The sequence below is a fragment of the Rhizobium sp. LARHSG275 genome, from assembly GCF_052871115.1.
The window spans coordinates 22,511-36,397 of record NZ_JBIXJN010000012.1 but is presented as its reverse complement, the minus strand read 5'-3'; the positions used below and the strand labels follow the sequence as shown (position 1 = coordinate 36,397).

The following is a 13,887-nucleotide window of genomic DNA, read 5'->3' as shown; positions in this document are numbered from 1 at the left end:
CAGATGAGGGGGGTGAGGAGCGGAAGCGACGAACGCCTTGAGCGCAAGCGAAAGGCAGCCCCCCGTATAAAGAACCACTCACAAAACAAAAAGGCCGGCAAACCGCCGGCCTTTCCACATTCTCTATTGCCACCCTTACCGCAGCGCGCCGACCAGGACGTCGCGGTCGTTTTCGATGGTGACCCAGCGGCCGGCATTGTAGCTCGACTGGCGCTTGACGAAGGAATAGGGCGTCCCAAACCACGGCTTGACGTCGGAGGCGAGGTTGTCGAGCACAAAATCGCCCTCGGCGGTGCGCAGCGTCAGCACGGCATGGCCTTCGCCATCCGGCTTGCGCACGACCGTCATCAGCAGATCGGCAGCCGAAAACCCGCGCTGGATCAGCATGCGGCGCTTCAGCAGCGCGAAATCTTCGCAGTCACCGGCAGTGGTCGGATAGGCCCAGACCTCATCCTTGCCGTAGATTTCCTTGTCGGTCATCGGCGTGATCGTGCGGTTGACCGTGGCGTTGACCGAACGCACCAGCGACCACTTCCCCGGGTTCATGGCAACCGGGCCTGCGTTGCGGTTTGCGCCGCATTCGCTGCGGTGGATCTGACAGAAATCGTAGTGCCCGATCGGCTGTGAGGTGGCATTGCCTGTCACCATGGAAGCATTTCTGCTGGGGGCTGGTATGGCGGCCGTCGCCATCGCAAACATGGCCATCATGGCCACAAAGATACCCTTGATCCGCACGCCCGCTCTTTCCTTGCATCGCCCTTATTTATTAACAAAGTGTTAATGGAGAGGGCCGGAAAGAGTCAATCGTTACTTCTTGGGAGGACCTTGCGACTCGCCGGTATGGTTAAAATGCAACGGCTTGGGGAGCCTGCATCAGGCGAATTTATCCGCCTCTGCCGTTCAAGCGGGCATCTGCCTATTTGTTGATGAACGGATGATGTCTTTGACGGCACTCAAAAGAAGCGCGATATCGCCGGGGCGGGAAAGGCGGTGATCGCCGTCGCGGACGAAGGTCAGCACCACGTCGTCGGCGGGAAGATGTTCGACCAGTTTCATCGCATGCGCATGCGGCACGTCGGGATCTTTCATGCCTTGGAGGATATGCACCGGGCAGCCCGTTTCGATGATGCCGTCGAGCACCCGGTTCCTTCGGCCGTCCTCGATCAGCGCCCGTGTATAGATGTTGGGTTCTGGGCTATATTGCGAGCGCTCTTCGAAATAGCCGCGCTCCGCAAGCGACTTGCGCTCCTTGGCCTTCAGGTTCGGCTCGATCAGCTCCGAGGTGAAATCGGGTGCCGGCGCGATCAGCACCATCCCTGCGAGCTTTGGCCCTGCGAGCTTTGGCCCTGCGAGCTTTGGCCCTGCGAGCTTTGGCCCTGCGAGCTTTGGGTCTGCGAGCTTTGGGCCTTCGAGCGTTCCGCCGCCCTGTCGCGCAAGTTCCTGCGCCAGCCTGAGCGCGATCCAGCCGCCCATCGACGAGCCGACGAGGATCACCCGGTCGGGCGCGACATGACGGATGACGGCAAGCGCTTCCTCCAGCCAGCGCGAGATCGTGCCGTCGCCGAAGCTGCCGCCGGAAAGTCCGTGGCCGGAATAGTCGAGACGGATGCAGGCGAGCCCAAGCTCCGCCGCCAGCCCGTCGAGTTCCACCGCCTTGGTGCCGCTCATGTCGGAGCGGTAGCCGGACAGCCAGACGAGCGCCGGTGCGCCGTTGCCCGCCTGCGCCGGGCGGACGAGCATGGCGATCTCACGCGCCGCCTCGCCCTCGCCGACCGTCAGGAACTGCGGCTGGGCATTGGACATCTGATCGGACATCGGCGAAACTCCTGTTGTTTTGGTCTATAAAACAGATTCTTGGCAGGCTGACAGCGGGTGATTTTTCCGCTAAAGGATGATATTGACTCCGTTGCAGCGATGACGCGACACGTTTGTGCACCCCTGATTGGGAGCGCGATGCTGCAACGTTCCGAAACAACGCGAGGAGAATACGACCATTCGCAGACCTTTTAAAACCGACGCGCCCGTGAAGGACGGACCGCGCTCGAACCGTGAAATCCGCATTCCCAAAGTTCAGCTGATCGGGGCTGACGGAGAGAATATGGGCGTCGTGCCTACCGACCAGGCCTTGAGAATGGCGGAAGAAGCCGGACTCGATCTCGTCGAAATTTCCCCCAATGTCGAACCGCCTGTGTGCAAGATCCTCGATCTGGGCAAGCTGAAATATGCCAACCAGAAGAAGGCTGCCGAGGCGCGCAAGAAGCAGAAGATCGTCGAAGTCAAAGAAATCAAGATGCGCCCGAACATCGACACCCATGATTACGAGGTGAAGATGAAGGCGATGGGTCGCTTCTTCGACGAAGGCGACAAGGTCAAGGTGACGCTGAAGTTCCGCGGCCGTGAAATGGCCCACCAGGAACTCGGCATGAAGCTTCTGCAGCAGGTCAAGGCCGATACGATCGAGTTCGCCAAGGTCGAAGCCGAACCGAAGCTCGAAGGCCGCCAGATGATGATGGTGCTGGCGCCGAAGTAAGCGCCAGGCAGTTTTTCGCCCAAGGCCGTCCGCAAGGGCGGCTTTTGTGCTTTCTGCCACTGTATTTTGGGAGCAGCGAAGATTCCTCCGCCGCCCCGTTGCACTTTCATGACGCTGCGGTTATAAGCGCGCGTCCGAACTGACCGGCAGGGCATGCCGTGGCAGTTTCGAATGCTTGCGGAACGGTTCGTCGCCGATGCCGTAGATCAACAACAAACGCTCCCGCACCTTGTTGCGACGGCCGGAGAACCGGACTTCGCGAGAAGGGCTTTTTTGATAAAGCGCGCAGGGAGGACAGAAGGAGTAGCAAAATGCCCAAGATGAAGACGAAGTCCTCTGCCAAGAAGCGGTTCAAGATCACCGCGACCGGCAAGGTCAAGGCTGCCGCTGCTGGCAAGCGCCATGGCATGATCAAGCGTACCAACAAGTTCATTCGCGATGCACGTGGCACCATGGTTCTCGCAGAACCGGATGGCCGCAAGGTTATCAAGAATTACCTGCCGAACGGTCTCTGAGACTCGTCCGCGAACGCTAGATTTAAGGAGATCATGATATGGCACGTGTAAAAAGAGGCGTCACCTCTCATGCCAAGCACAAGAAGGTTCTGAAGGCGGCAAAGGGCTTTTACGGCCGCCGCAAGAACACCATCCGTACCGCCAAGGCTGCTGTCGATCGTTCGAAGCAGTACGCCTACCGCGACCGCAAGGTCAATAAGCGCAACTTCCGTGCGCTTTGGATCCAGCGCATCAACGCCGCTGTGCGTGAATTCGGCCTGACCTATGGCCGCTTCATCGACGGCCTGAACAAGGCTGGCATCGAAGTCGACCGCAAGGTTCTCTCCGACATGGCGATCCACGAGCCGGAAGCATTCGGCGCGCTGGTCAGCGCTGCCAAGAAGGCTCTTGAATACCTCAAGGAAGCCGGCACGGCGAACGAGTTTGAAGGCGCGATCAAGTAACTAGCGCTTCCCAAGCTTTTGAATTTATGATTTTGGGAAACCCGCGCTGGTTTGGGCTAGCGCGGGTTTTTCTTTCTTTATATTCCTGGCGCCGGCCGGCGCCGCCTGCCTCCCGATCGCCCGCCTGATACTGGACGGAAAGAAGTGACAATGTCAGATATCGACCAGCTCAACACATCGCTGCTCGCAGAAATCGCCGCTGCCGATGACGAAACGGCGCTGGAAGCCGTGCGTGTTTCCGCCCTTGGCAAGAAGGGCTCCGTCTCCGAACTGTTGAAGACGCTCGGCGCCATGACGACGGAGGAGCGCCAGAGCAAGGGTGCTGCGATCAACGTTCTGAAGAACGCGGTGACCGAGGCGCTCACCGCCCGCAAGGCGACGCTGCGGCAAGCGGCGATCGATGCTCGGCTGAAGGCCGAAACGGTCGATGTCAGCCTGCCGGTACGCTCTTCGCCGGCCGAGCGCGGCCGTATCCATCCGATCAGCCAGATCGTCGATGAGATCACCGCGATCTTCGCCGACATGGGCTTCTCGATCGCCGAAGGTCCCGACATCGAGACCGATTATTACAATTTCACCGCGCTGAATTTCCCCGAAGGCCATCCGGCCCGCGAGATGCACGACACTTTCTTCTTCAACCCGGATGAAAATGGCGAGCGCAAGGTCCTGCGCACCCATACCTCGCCGGTGCAGGTGCGCACCATGGAGGCGCAGACGCCGCCGATCCGCATCATCATTCCCGGCAAGACCTACCGCCAGGACTCGGACGCCACGCATTCGCCGATGTTCCATCAGGTCGAAGGCCTGGTGGTCGACAAGAAGGCCAATGTCGCCAACCTCCGCTGGGTGCTGGAAGAATTCTGCAAGACCTTCTTCGAGGTCGACAGCGTGACGATGCGTTTTCGCCCGTCCTTCTTCCCCTTCACCGAGCCCTCCTTCGAGGTCGATATCCAGTGCGACCGCTCCGGCCCGATCGTCAAGTTCGGCGAGGGTACCGACTGGATGGAAATCCTCGGCTGCGGCATGGTCCACCCGAACGTGCTGCGCTACGGCGGGCTCGATCCGGACGAATATCAGGGTTTTGCCTGGGGCATGGGCCTCGACCGTATCGCCATGCTGAAATACGGCATGCCCGACCTGCGCGACTTCTTCAACGCCGACGTCCGCTGGATGACGCATTACGGCTTCCGCCCGCTCGACATGCCGACGCTGTTCGGCGGCCTCAGCGCTTGAACGGAGAATTGGGACGATGAAATTCACGCTTTCCTGGCTGAAAGAGCATCTGGAAACGGATGCCGGCCTCGATGAAATCTGCACGCGCCTCACCGAGATCGGGCTGGAGGTCGAGGATGTCGACGACAAGGCGGCCTTCAAGCCCTTCGTTATCGCCAGAGTTGTCTCGGCCGAAAAACATCCGCAGGCCGATCGGCTGAAGGTGCTGATGGTCGATACTGGATCCGGCGCGCCGGTCCAGGTCGTCTGCGGTGCCCCGAATGCGCGCGCCGGTCTCGTCGGCGCCTTCGCAGCGCCCGGAACCTATGTTCCCGGTATCGATGTGACGCTTGCCGTCGGCAATATCCGCGGCGTCGAAAGCCATGGCATGATGTGCTCCGAAAGGGAGCTGCAGATCTCCGACAGTCACGACGGCATTATCGACCTGCCGGACGACGCGCCTGTCGGCACGAGCTATGCCGCCTACGCTCATCTCGATGATCCGGTTATCGAGATCAACCTGACGCCTAACCGGCCGGACTGCACCTCGATCCACGGCATCGCCCGCGATCTCGCCGCCTCCGGTCTCGGCACGCTGAAGACGCGACCCGCCCCGTCCTTCGCCGTCGAAGGCGAGACGCCGGTGAAGCTGACGCTCGATCTCGACGATCCGAAGCTCTGCCCGGGCTTTGCGCTGCGCCTCGTACGCGGCGTCCGGAACGGCCCGAGCCCGCGCTGGATTCAGCAGCGGCTGATCGCCATCGGCCTGCGCCCCATCAATGCGCTTGTCGATGTCACCAATTACATGACCTTCGATCAGGGACGGCCGATCCATGTCTTCGATGCCGCCAAGATCAATGGCAACCTGACCGTCCGCCGCGCCGCCGAAGGCGAGACGGTGCTGGCGCTCGACCAGCGCGAATACAAACTGTCGCCGAACAACGTCGTCATATCAGATGAAAACGGTATCGAATCGATCGGCGGCATCATGGGCGGCGAACATTCCGGCTGCGACGAAAACACCGTCGACGTGCTGATCGAATCTGCCCTCTGGGACCCGATGAACATCGCCAAATCAGGCCGCAGCCTCGGCATCATCACTGACGCCCGCTACCGCTTCGAACGCGGCGTCGATCCGAGCTATATGGTCCCCGGTCTCGAACGCACGACGGAACTGGTGCTGGAACTTTGCGGCGGCAAGGCCGCCAAGGCCGAGGTCGTCGGCTACAAGGGTTACGAACCGAAGATCGTCGATTTCCCCTATTCGGAGGTCAAGCGCCTGACGGGCCTCGACGTCTCGAATGAGGAAAGCGACACGATTCTGACGCGTCTGGGCTTCAGGGTCTCGGGTTCCGGCGAGCGCGTCTCCGTTGCCGTTCCCTCCTGGCGCCCCGATGTCGACGGCAAGGCCGATCTCGTCGAGGAGGTCATGCGCATCCACGGCGTCGACAATATCAAGCCGGCGCCGCTCGAAAGCCATGCGGCCGTCAACGGCAAGATCCTGACGACGCTGCAGATCCGCACCCGCCTCGCCAAGCGGGCGCTGGCCGCGCGCGGCATGCTCGAAGCCGTCACCTGGTCCTTCATTCCGGAAGACCAGGCAAAGCTCTTCGGCGGCGGTTCGCCGGCCCTCAAGCTTGCCAATCCGATCGCCGCCGAAATGTCGGATATGCGCCCGTCGCTTCTGCCGGGCCTGCTGACCGCAGCCCAGCGCAATGCCGACAGGGGTTACGGCGATGTCGCCCTCTTCGAGGTCTCCGGCACTTATGAGAATGACAGGCCTGAGGGTCAGCGACGCGTGGCCGGCGGCATTCGCCGCGGCACGGCCTCGCTTGCCGGCGCCGGTCGCGCCTGGTCGAACCCCGCCAAGGGCGGCGGCAAGCCGGTCGACGTCTTCGACGCCAAGGCCGACGCGCTCGCCGTCATCGAAGCCTGCGGCCTGCCGATGGGCAATATCCAGATCGAGCAGGGCGGGCCGGAATGGTATCATCCCGGCCGCTCCGGCACGATCAAGATGGGGCCGAAGGTCGTGCTCGGTTATTTCGGCGAATTCCATCCGCTGACGCTGGAAGCGCTCGATGTCTCCGGCGCTCTCTGCGGCTTCGAGGTCTATGTCGACGCCATGCCGGAGGCCAAGCGCAAGGCGACGCGCACCAAGCCGGCGCTCGAACTGTCGCCCTTCCAGGTGGTGCGGCGCGACTTTGCCTTCGTCGTCGACAAAACGGTGGAAGCAGGCGCCATCGTCAAGGCCGCCACCGGCGCCGACCGCAAGCTGGTGACCGGCGTCAATGTCTTCGACATCTTCGAGGGCGCATCGGTTGGCGAGGGCAAGAAATCGGTGGCGATCGAGATTCAGATCCAGCCGGTCGAGCGCACGCTGACGGATGAGGATTTCGAAGCGCTGACGCAGAAGATCGTCGCCAGCGTTGCGAAATTCACCGGCGGTGTCCTCAGAAGCTGAGCTTCACCCAACGTAGCCAGATAATGGACCGGTCGCGAATGACGGCCGGTCTTTTCACAGATGCAGATGGTAGAGCTTACTGACGATCGTCCAGCGGCCGTCGATCTTCAGCAGCGAGAGATAATCGGTAAAGCGCATGCCGGCGAAATCGTCGGTGACCTTGACGCTCGCCGCATCGCCTTCGACATCGACGCTCTGGATGTCCATGTAGGGCTGCGTGCCGGGCGGCGCCGGCTCCTCCTGCAGGATCGCGGCGATGAATTCGTCCCGCGTCAGCCATTCGACCGCATTTTCGTAATGGCCGATGATCGAGCTTTTCGGATGAAAGGCCTTTTTCAAGGCTGCCTCATTTGCGAAGGCCATGCCTTCGACATAGAGATGAACCGTCTGTTCGACTGCCTGCCTGTCCGACATATTTTCATCCCGTTCTCAGAGATGGCGTTAAATAGTTTCGCCAGCCCCGAAGGCAAGCCCGGCCGGTTGCGCCGACCGGGCTTTTTCGGGTTCAGATGTTAGTCATCGCAAGCGAGGCATCGGAGTAACGTTGGCCGGCCACCTGTCCGGCCGGGATGACCTCTTCAAGCCTCGCGAGTTCCGCGGGGCTCAGCACGATATCGGCGGCAGCGGCGTTCTGTTCGAGATGATGAAGCTTGCGGGCGCCCGGTATCGGCACGATGTCGTCGCCCTGGTTCAACACCCAGGCGAGCGCCAGCTGTGCTGCCGTCACGCCCTTCTCGGCGGCCAGCCGCTCGAGCGTTGCGACGAGGGCGGCATTGGCGTCGAAATTTTCCGCCTGGAAACGCGGCACCTGCCGGCGGAAATCGTCGGCAGCGAGATCATCCACTTTGCGGATCGCTCCGGTCAGGAAGCCGCGGCCGAGCGGGCTGTAAGGCACGAAGCCGATGCCGAGTTCGCGGCAGGTGGCAAGCACCTCTTCTTCGGGGTCGCGCGTCCAGAGCGAATATTCACTCTGCAGGGCTGCGATCGGATGGACCGCATGGGCGCGACGAATGGTGGCGCTGCCGGCTTCCGAAAGCCCGAGGGCGCGGACTTTCCCCTCCTTCACCAACTCCGCCATGACGCCGACCGTCTCTTCGATCGGCACGTTGGGATCGACCCGGTGCTGGTAGAGGAGGTCGATGGTCTCGATGCCGAGGCGTTTCAGCGAGGCTTCGGCCACCGCGCGCACATGCTCGGGGCGGCTGTCGACGCCGGTGATGGCGGCAGTACCCGGCTTGCTGGCATCGATCTTGAAGCCGAATTTGGTGGCGATCACCACGCGGTCGCGGAACGGCTTCAGCGCTTTGCCGAGAAGAACTTCATTGGTAAAGGGACCATAGACTTCGGCGGTGTCGAAGAAGGTCACGCCGAGATCGATGGCGCGATGCAGTGTCTTGATCGATTCCGCATCGTCGCTGGCGCCATAGGCAAAGCTCATGCCCATGCAGCCAAGGCCGACGGCCGAGACGGTTAGATCGTTTCCGAGTTTCCGGATTTTCATGATGTGCTCCTTTGAGCTGATTTTGAGCCGCCAGAGCATGATGCCGAAAAGTGTGAGCGGTTTTCGGACGACATCAAGCTCTAACTATTTAATTCAGAACAGGATTCAGCTTTTAGGCCGAGTGGCCTGAAATCATTCTGTTCTGACTGGTTGCGGTACGGGCAGACCATATCGCTGCCGCATCAATCAGAAAATACATGCAGTTTCTAACAGGTTGTTCTATCATTTCGATCAATGAACAGAACACAGCTCTCGCAACTCGCCGTTCTCGCCGCCGTCTCGGAGCATCGCAGCTTCCGGGCCGCGGCGAAGGAACTCCTCGTCGCGCCCTCGGCGATCAGCCATGCGATATCGAGCCTCGAGGAAAGCCTGGGGGTGCGGCTTCTGGCGCGCACCACCCGTAGCGTCGCGCCGACAGAAGAGGGCCGGCTGCTGCTTGAAAGACTTCGTCCCGCGCTCGATGAGATCGACATTGCCTTGGAGGCCGTCCGAGATACGCGCGCCAAACCGGCTGGAAATCTGCGTATCACCGCGCCGCGCTTCGCCTCCGATCTGCTGCTCGCTCCGCGGCTCGGCGACTTTCTCAACCTCTATCCCGATATCACCCTGGAGATCGCCAATGAGGACGGTTTCACGGATATCGTCAAGGAAGGTTTCGATGCCGGCATCCGGCTGGAGGAGAGCCTGGAGGCTGATATGATCGCGGTCAGGGTCTCGCCCGATCTGACGACGGTAATCGCCGCTTCGCCCGAATATTTCGAGCACCATCCGAAGCCGGAGCATCCGCGCGATCTCGTCCGTCATCGCTGCATCAAGCGGCGATTCACCAACGGCTCGATCTATCGCTGGGAATTCGAAAAGGACGGGCAGGAACTCGTCGTTTCGGTCGATGGGCCGCTTGTTGTCAGCGAGGATCGGCTGGCCATGCTTGCGGCGCTGAACGGCGCCGGCCTCGCCTATCTCTTCGACATGCGGGTCAATGCCGAACTGGCGAGCGGCAAGCTTGTGCGGGTGCTGGAGGATTGGTGCGCGCCCTATGCCGGGCCTTTTCTCTATTATCCCACCCGGCGGCAGATGCGCCCGGCGCTGCGCGCCTTCATCGATTTCTTCAGATACAGCGGGCAGGATACGGGCGGCCGGTAAGGATTACAGCGCCGCGCGTCCTTTCAGACGCGCAAAGGACGCTGTAGCACTTTAAATCTGCGCATCGTGCTTTCCGAAAATCGATTCCGACTTTTCGGGCCGATGCGCTGGAACCGGGCCGCCCGTTGTTATTAGGGCGCCGTTTCCATCAGGCAGCCTTTGCCTTCTGGTTTGCCGCCGTGGTGGCGAGCTGGGAGAGGGTCTTGTCGGTGGCCGTTTCCTGTTGCAGCGTCTGGTCGAGCAGGCCGACGACCTCCTTGAGACCGAGCGTCGCGGCCCAGGTCTTCAGCGTGCCGTAACGGGCGATTTCGTAATGCTCGACGGCCTGGGCAGCCGAAATCAGGCCGGCATCGAGGGCCGCCGTGCCCTTGAATTCCTCCATGATGTCCTCGCCCTCGGCGATGATGCCCTGGATCGCCTCGCAGGTCTTGCCCTGGGCGCGTTTATCGATCAGTTCGAAAACCTGCTGCAGGCGCTCGACCTGGCCTTCGGTTTCCTCACGGTGTTTTTCGAAGCCCTTCTTCAGTTCGGAGGATTGGGCGGCCCGCGCCATCTTCGGCAGGGCGCGCAATATCTGCCGTTCGGCAAAGTAGATGTCCTTCAGCGTGTCATAGAAGAGATCTTCCAGCGTCTTTTCCTTGGCCATTTTCTCGATCCTTGTTCTGGGGAAACCGCGAACGCGGCGACACATTAAGAAGAGAAGATCGCGTTAATTGTTCCCGATCGATTTCGGGTGGACTGGAAATCGGTGCCGGGCGATGATTCCTGCCGTCGATGTGGGAGGGTAAAGTCATGCGAAAGCCGAATTCGATGAAGGGTCTGGAGGATCTTGGCCGTGTGCGGCTGTCGCAAAACTTCTTCCTCCGCGATTTCCTGCATTCCGAAATCGCCGATTTCTACCGCATTCCCAATATCCCCGAAGATCCCGATCTGGCGATCGAGGCGGGCAAGAGGCTTTGCGAGGAATTGCTGGAGCCGCTGGAGGCAACGTTCGGGCGCCTGCATATCCGTTCCGGCTATCGTTCGCCCGCGGTCAACAGGTTCGGCAACGAGAACAATCTGAACTGTTCGACCAATGCGTCCACATCAGCGCATCACATCTGGGATATGAGGGACTTCGACGGCTGCATGGGTGCTGCCGTCTGCATTGCCGTGCCGTGGATGGTCGACCATTACCACGATGAAAGCGACTGGCAGCGGCTCGCCTGGTGGATTCACGACCACCTGCCTTATGCCTCGCTCTGCTTCTTTCCCAAGCTCTGGGCCTTCAATATCCAGTGGCACGAACGGCCGAAGCGGGTGATCCAGAGTTATGTCAGCCCGCGCGGCATCCTGACCAAACCCGGCATGGCCAATTGGGCAGGCGATCATTCCGAGTGGTATGCTGGTTTTCCATCGCTTACAGCGCCGCGCGTCCTCTCAGACGCGCAAAGGACGCTGTAACACTTTAAATGCTGCATAATTTAATCCTTAAATCGATTTCCGATTTAAGAATTTATGCAGTGAACCTGATGCGATAGCGGATATGGCCGTCGCTCTCGACATAGCTGTCGTAGAGCGCACGCGCGGTTCTGTTCTGCTCGCTGGTATGCCAGTAGAGCCGCGACCAGCCCTGGGCTTTGCAGGTCGAAACGAGATCGTCCATCAGTGCCCGCCCGACGCCCTTGCCGCGCGCATTGGCATCGACGAACAGGTCTTCGAGATAGCAGTCCCTGCCACGGATCCACGTGCCCTCATGCGTGAGATAGAGCGCAAAACCCATGATCCGGCCATCGACCTCGGCGACGCGCATCGCAATCGCCGACGCCGGATCGAAGACACGGCGCCATGTGGAATCGCTGATATCGGCATCGACCGTGACGTCGTAAAAGGCGAGGTAGGCGGCCCAAAGCTCGCGCCAGCGGGCTTCATCTTCGGGGCGGGCATCGCGTATCGTCACGGTCATGGCGTCTCTTTCTTTCAGGCGCCGGCTTCGTCGAGCAGCGCCATCGCGTCATCGGAAAGCGCAAGTGTCGCCGATTTCGCCAGGCTTTCAAGCTGCGAAAGGCTGGTCGCGCTGGCGATCGGCGCCGTGACGCCCTTCTTGCGCAGCAGCCAGGCGAGCGAAATTTCCGCGGGCGCTGCACCGGTCTCGGCCGAAACCTTGTCGAGCGCGGCCAAGATGCGCAGGCCTTTATCATCGAGATATTTCGAAACCCGGCCCTCGCGTGCGCGCCCTTCTGTATCGGCCTTGCTGCGGTATTTGCCGGTGAGGAAGCCGGCGGCAAGGCTGAAATAGGTGATGACGCCGATGTCTTCTTCGACGCAGAGATCGGCAAGCGGCCCCTCGAAGCTCGAGCGCTCGTAGAGATTATATTCCGGCTGCAGCACATCGTAACGCGGCAGGCCGGCCCTCTCGGCAGCGTCGAAGGATGCCTGAAGCAGTTTCGCATCATAGTTCGAGCAGCCGATGGCGCGGATCTTGCCCTGCTGCTTCAGCTTGGCAAAGGCCCCGAGCGTTTCCTCATGCGGCGTATCTTCATCCGGCCAGTGCGAGAGATAGAGGTCGATATAATCCGTCTGCAGCCGGCGCAACGAATCCTCGACCGCCTTCAGGATATAGGTCTCCTTCAGCGTCTTTCCCTGTCCCATGTCGGAGCCGACTTTGGTGACGATAACGGCCTTGTCGCGGGAGATCTTTGCCTGGCTTAGCCAGCGCCCGATGATCTCTTCGGAATCGCCGCCCTTGTTGCCCGGGACCCAGGAGGAATAGACATCGGCCGTATCGATCGTGTTCAGTCCCGCGTCGAAGAAGGCGTCGAGAATGGCGAAGGATGTTTTCTCGTCGGCCGTCCAGCCGAAGACATTGCCGCCGATGACGATCGGCGCGACCGAAAGACCTGTTTTTCCAAGCCGACGCATTTCCATGACGCTCTCCAGAAGTGTGAAGGAATTGAAATCGCGGATACGGCAGAACGCCGCCCTGACCAACTTAGTGCGATCCGCGCATCCGGGAAACCAAACTTCTGTGATTTCAGGCCGCGCCATTGCGCCGCAGCGAGGGCCTGAATATGGTTCGCGGAAATCAGTTCGGGAGGCTTGGATCATGTTGCGTTTCGGTATCATTTCAACGGCGAAGATCGGCCGCGACAATGTCGTTCCGGCGATCCAGGATGCGGAGAATTGCGTCGTCACGGCGATTGCCAGCCGTGATCTCAAGCGTGCGAGGGAGATGGCCGACCGCTTCTCGGTGCCGCATGCCTTCGGCTCCTACGAGGAGATGCTGGCCTCCCACGTCATCGATGCCGTCTACATTCCGCTGCCGACCTCGCAGCATATCGAATGGTCGATCAAGGCGGCAGATGCCGGCAAGCACGTGCTCTGCGAAAAGCCCTTAGCGCTCAAGGCCGGTGATATCGACGATCTGATCGCCGCCCGCGACCGCAACCGGGTGGTGGTCACCGAAGCCTATATGATCACCTATTCCCCGGTCTGGCAGAAGGTGCGCTCGTTGATCGACGAGGGCGCCATCGGTTCGCTCCGGCATGTGCAGGGCGCCTTCACCTATTTCAACCGCGACCCCGCCAACATGCGCAACGTCCCCGAGCTCGGCGGCGGCGGCCTTCCCGATATCGGCGTCTATCCCGTCATGGGCACGCGTTTTTCCACCGGCAAGGAGCCGCTCTGGATCCAGGCGATCACCGAGCGCGATGCGGATTTCGGCACGGATATCTATTCGAGCGTCAAGGCCGATTTCGGCGATTTCGAGCTGAGCTTCTATATCTCGACGCAGATGGCCAACCGCCAGGTCATGGTCTTCCATGGCACCGAAGGTTACATCGAGGTCAAGTCGCCGTTCAACGCCAATCGCTGGGGACCTGAGGAGATCGAGCTTGCCAACCGCAGCCACGCTGAATCGCGCATCTTCCGCTTCCAGGACAGCCGCCAGTACAAGCGGCAGGTCGAGGCCTTCGCCCGGGCGGTGACGACCGGTAAGGAAGAGATCGTCACGCTCGAAAATTCGAAGCTGAACCAGAAGGTGATCGACGCGATCTACCGCGCCAGCGAGAAGGACGGCTGGGAAGCAGTCTGACCAGGAAGAC

General features: G+C 60.7%; 14 protein-coding genes and 1 pseudogene. 8 read left to right on the top strand and 7 right to left on the bottom strand.

The window, feature by feature from the left end:
- Positions 1–135 precede the first annotated feature (135 nt).
- The gene (locus ACIPSK_RS17470; protein WP_017966585.1) at positions 136–735 is read right to left on the bottom strand and encodes a transglutaminase-like cysteine peptidase; all 600 of its coding nucleotides are present in this window, start codon (positions 733–735) and stop codon (positions 136–138) included.
- 165 nt (positions 736–900) lie between these two features.
- Complete coding sequence (locus ACIPSK_RS17465) at positions 901–1,815, bottom strand: alpha/beta hydrolase (RefSeq protein ID WP_162115509.1); 915 nt, start codon at positions 1,813–1,815, stop codon at positions 901–903.
- Between the two features lie 178 nt (positions 1,816–1,993).
- Here ACIPSK_RS17465 and infC point away from each other — a divergent pair, with 178 nt between their 5' ends.
- The 5 genes from infC (at position 1,994) to pheT (ending at position 7,161) form a co-directional block, all read left to right on the top strand.
- Positions 1,994–2,530, top strand: coding sequence for a translation initiation factor IF-3 (gene infC / locus ACIPSK_RS17460; RefSeq protein WP_075225634.1), 537 nt, complete (start codon positions 1,994–1,996; stop codon positions 2,528–2,530).
- A gap of 311 nt (positions 2,531–2,841) precedes the next feature.
- Positions 2,842–3,045, top strand: a complete 204-nt coding sequence (gene rpmI, locus ACIPSK_RS17455) for a 50S ribosomal protein L35 (RefSeq protein ID WP_003570998.1) — start codon at positions 2,842–2,844, stop codon at positions 3,043–3,045.
- Between the two features lie 38 nt (positions 3,046–3,083).
- Entirely contained in the window at positions 3,084–3,488 is a 405-nt protein-coding gene (rplT, locus tag ACIPSK_RS17450) for a 50S ribosomal protein L20 (RefSeq protein WP_017966587.1), read from the top strand.
- Positions 3,489–3,638: 150 nt separating this feature from the next.
- Positions 3,639–4,721 carry a phenylalanine--tRNA ligase subunit alpha gene (gene pheS, locus ACIPSK_RS17445; RefSeq protein ID WP_017966588.1) on the top strand — a complete coding sequence of 361 codons (1,083 nt, stop codon included), beginning with the start codon at positions 3,639–3,641 and terminating at the stop codon, positions 4,719–4,721.
- Positions 4,722–4,737: 16 nt separating this feature from the next.
- The gene (pheT, locus tag ACIPSK_RS17440; protein ID WP_017966589.1) at positions 4,738–7,161 is read left to right on the top strand and encodes a phenylalanine--tRNA ligase subunit beta; all 2,424 of its coding nucleotides are present in this window, start codon (positions 4,738–4,740) and stop codon (positions 7,159–7,161) included.
- 54 nt (positions 7,162–7,215) lie between these two features.
- Here pheT and ACIPSK_RS17435 read toward each other — a convergent pair whose 3' ends face one another.
- Both ACIPSK_RS17435 and ACIPSK_RS17430 read right to left on the bottom strand, forming a co-directional pair.
- The gene (locus tag ACIPSK_RS17435; RefSeq protein ID WP_017966590.1) at positions 7,216–7,575 is read right to left on the bottom strand and encodes a nuclear transport factor 2 family protein; all 360 of its coding nucleotides are present in this window, start codon (positions 7,573–7,575) and stop codon (positions 7,216–7,218) included.
- 91 nt (positions 7,576–7,666) lie between these two features.
- Positions 7,667–8,662 carry an aldo/keto reductase gene (locus tag ACIPSK_RS17430; protein WP_026154388.1) on the bottom strand — a complete coding sequence of 332 codons (996 nt, stop codon included), beginning with the start codon at positions 8,660–8,662 and terminating at the stop codon, positions 7,667–7,669.
- A gap of 234 nt (positions 8,663–8,896) precedes the next feature.
- Between ACIPSK_RS17430 and ACIPSK_RS17425 the strand changes: the two genes are divergently transcribed.
- Positions 8,897–9,805 (top strand): LysR family transcriptional regulator, encoded by a 909-nt coding sequence (locus ACIPSK_RS17425; protein ID WP_017966592.1) that lies wholly within the window; start codon positions 8,897–8,899, stop codon positions 9,803–9,805.
- 148 nt (positions 9,806–9,953) lie between these two features.
- Here the strand turns inward: ACIPSK_RS17425 and ACIPSK_RS17420 are convergent, their stop codons facing one another.
- The gene (locus tag ACIPSK_RS17420; protein WP_017966593.1) at positions 9,954–10,451 is read right to left on the bottom strand and encodes a YciE/YciF ferroxidase family protein; all 498 of its coding nucleotides are present in this window, start codon (positions 10,449–10,451) and stop codon (positions 9,954–9,956) included.
- 112 nt (positions 10,452–10,563) lie between these two features.
- Here ACIPSK_RS17420 and ACIPSK_RS17415 point away from each other — a divergent pair.
- Positions 10,564–11,256, top strand: a pseudogene (locus ACIPSK_RS17415) (hypothetical protein).
- A gap of 44 nt (positions 11,257–11,300) precedes the next feature.
- On the opposite strand, the gene ACIPSK_RS17410 reads toward ACIPSK_RS17415, so the two are convergent.
- Both ACIPSK_RS17410 and ACIPSK_RS17405 read right to left on the bottom strand, forming a co-directional pair.
- Positions 11,301–11,750, bottom strand: a complete 450-nt coding sequence (locus ACIPSK_RS17410; protein WP_017966595.1) for a GNAT family N-acetyltransferase — start codon at positions 11,748–11,750, stop codon at positions 11,301–11,303.
- Between the two features lie 14 nt (positions 11,751–11,764).
- Positions 11,765–12,712, bottom strand: coding sequence for an aldo/keto reductase (locus ACIPSK_RS17405; protein ID WP_026154389.1), 948 nt, complete (start codon positions 12,710–12,712; stop codon positions 11,765–11,767).
- A gap of 178 nt (positions 12,713–12,890) precedes the next feature.
- On the opposite strand from ACIPSK_RS17405, the gene ACIPSK_RS17400 reads away from it, so the two are divergent.
- The gene (locus tag ACIPSK_RS17400; RefSeq protein WP_017966597.1) at positions 12,891–13,877 is read left to right on the top strand and encodes a Gfo/Idh/MocA family protein; all 987 of its coding nucleotides are present in this window, start codon (positions 12,891–12,893) and stop codon (positions 13,875–13,877) included.
- Positions 13,878–13,887 lie beyond the last annotated feature (10 nt).

Bases quoted from the DNA above. Each gene is read 5' to 3' on its own strand.
- ACIPSK_RS17425 (WP_017966592.1), top strand. From the start codon at position 8,897: ATGAACAGAACACAGCTCTCGCAACTCGCCGTTCTCGCCGCCGTCTCG.
- ACIPSK_RS17430 (WP_026154388.1), bottom strand. From the start codon at position 8,662: ATGAAAATCCGGAAACTCGGAAACGATCTAACCGTCTCGGCCGTCGGC.
- pheS (WP_017966588.1), top strand. From the start codon at position 3,639: ATGTCAGATATCGACCAGCTCAACACATCGCTGCTCGCAGAAATCGCC.
- ACIPSK_RS17435 (WP_017966590.1), bottom strand. From the start codon at position 7,575: ATGTCGGACAGGCAGGCAGTCGAACAGACGGTTCATCTCTATGTCGAA.
- rpmI (WP_003570998.1), top strand. From the start codon at position 2,842: ATGCCCAAGATGAAGACGAAGTCCTCTGCCAAGAAGCGGTTCAAGATC.
- ACIPSK_RS17405 (WP_026154389.1), bottom strand. From the start codon at position 12,712: ATGGAAATGCGTCGGCTTGGAAAAACAGGTCTTTCGGTCGCGCCGATC.
- ACIPSK_RS17420 (WP_017966593.1), bottom strand. From the start codon at position 10,451: ATGGCCAAGGAAAAGACGCTGGAAGATCTCTTCTATGACACGCTGAAG.
- ACIPSK_RS17410 (WP_017966595.1), bottom strand. From the start codon at position 11,750: ATGACCGTGACGATACGCGATGCCCGCCCCGAAGATGAAGCCCGCTGG.
- pheT (WP_017966589.1), top strand. From the start codon at position 4,738: ATGAAATTCACGCTTTCCTGGCTGAAAGAGCATCTGGAAACGGATGCC.
- ACIPSK_RS17400 (WP_017966597.1), top strand. From the start codon at position 12,891: ATGTTGCGTTTCGGTATCATTTCAACGGCGAAGATCGGCCGCGACAAT.
- rplT (WP_017966587.1), top strand. From the start codon at position 3,084: ATGGCACGTGTAAAAAGAGGCGTCACCTCTCATGCCAAGCACAAGAAG.
- ACIPSK_RS17465 (WP_162115509.1), bottom strand. From the start codon at position 1,815: ATGTCCGATCAGATGTCCAATGCCCAGCCGCAGTTCCTGACGGTCGGC.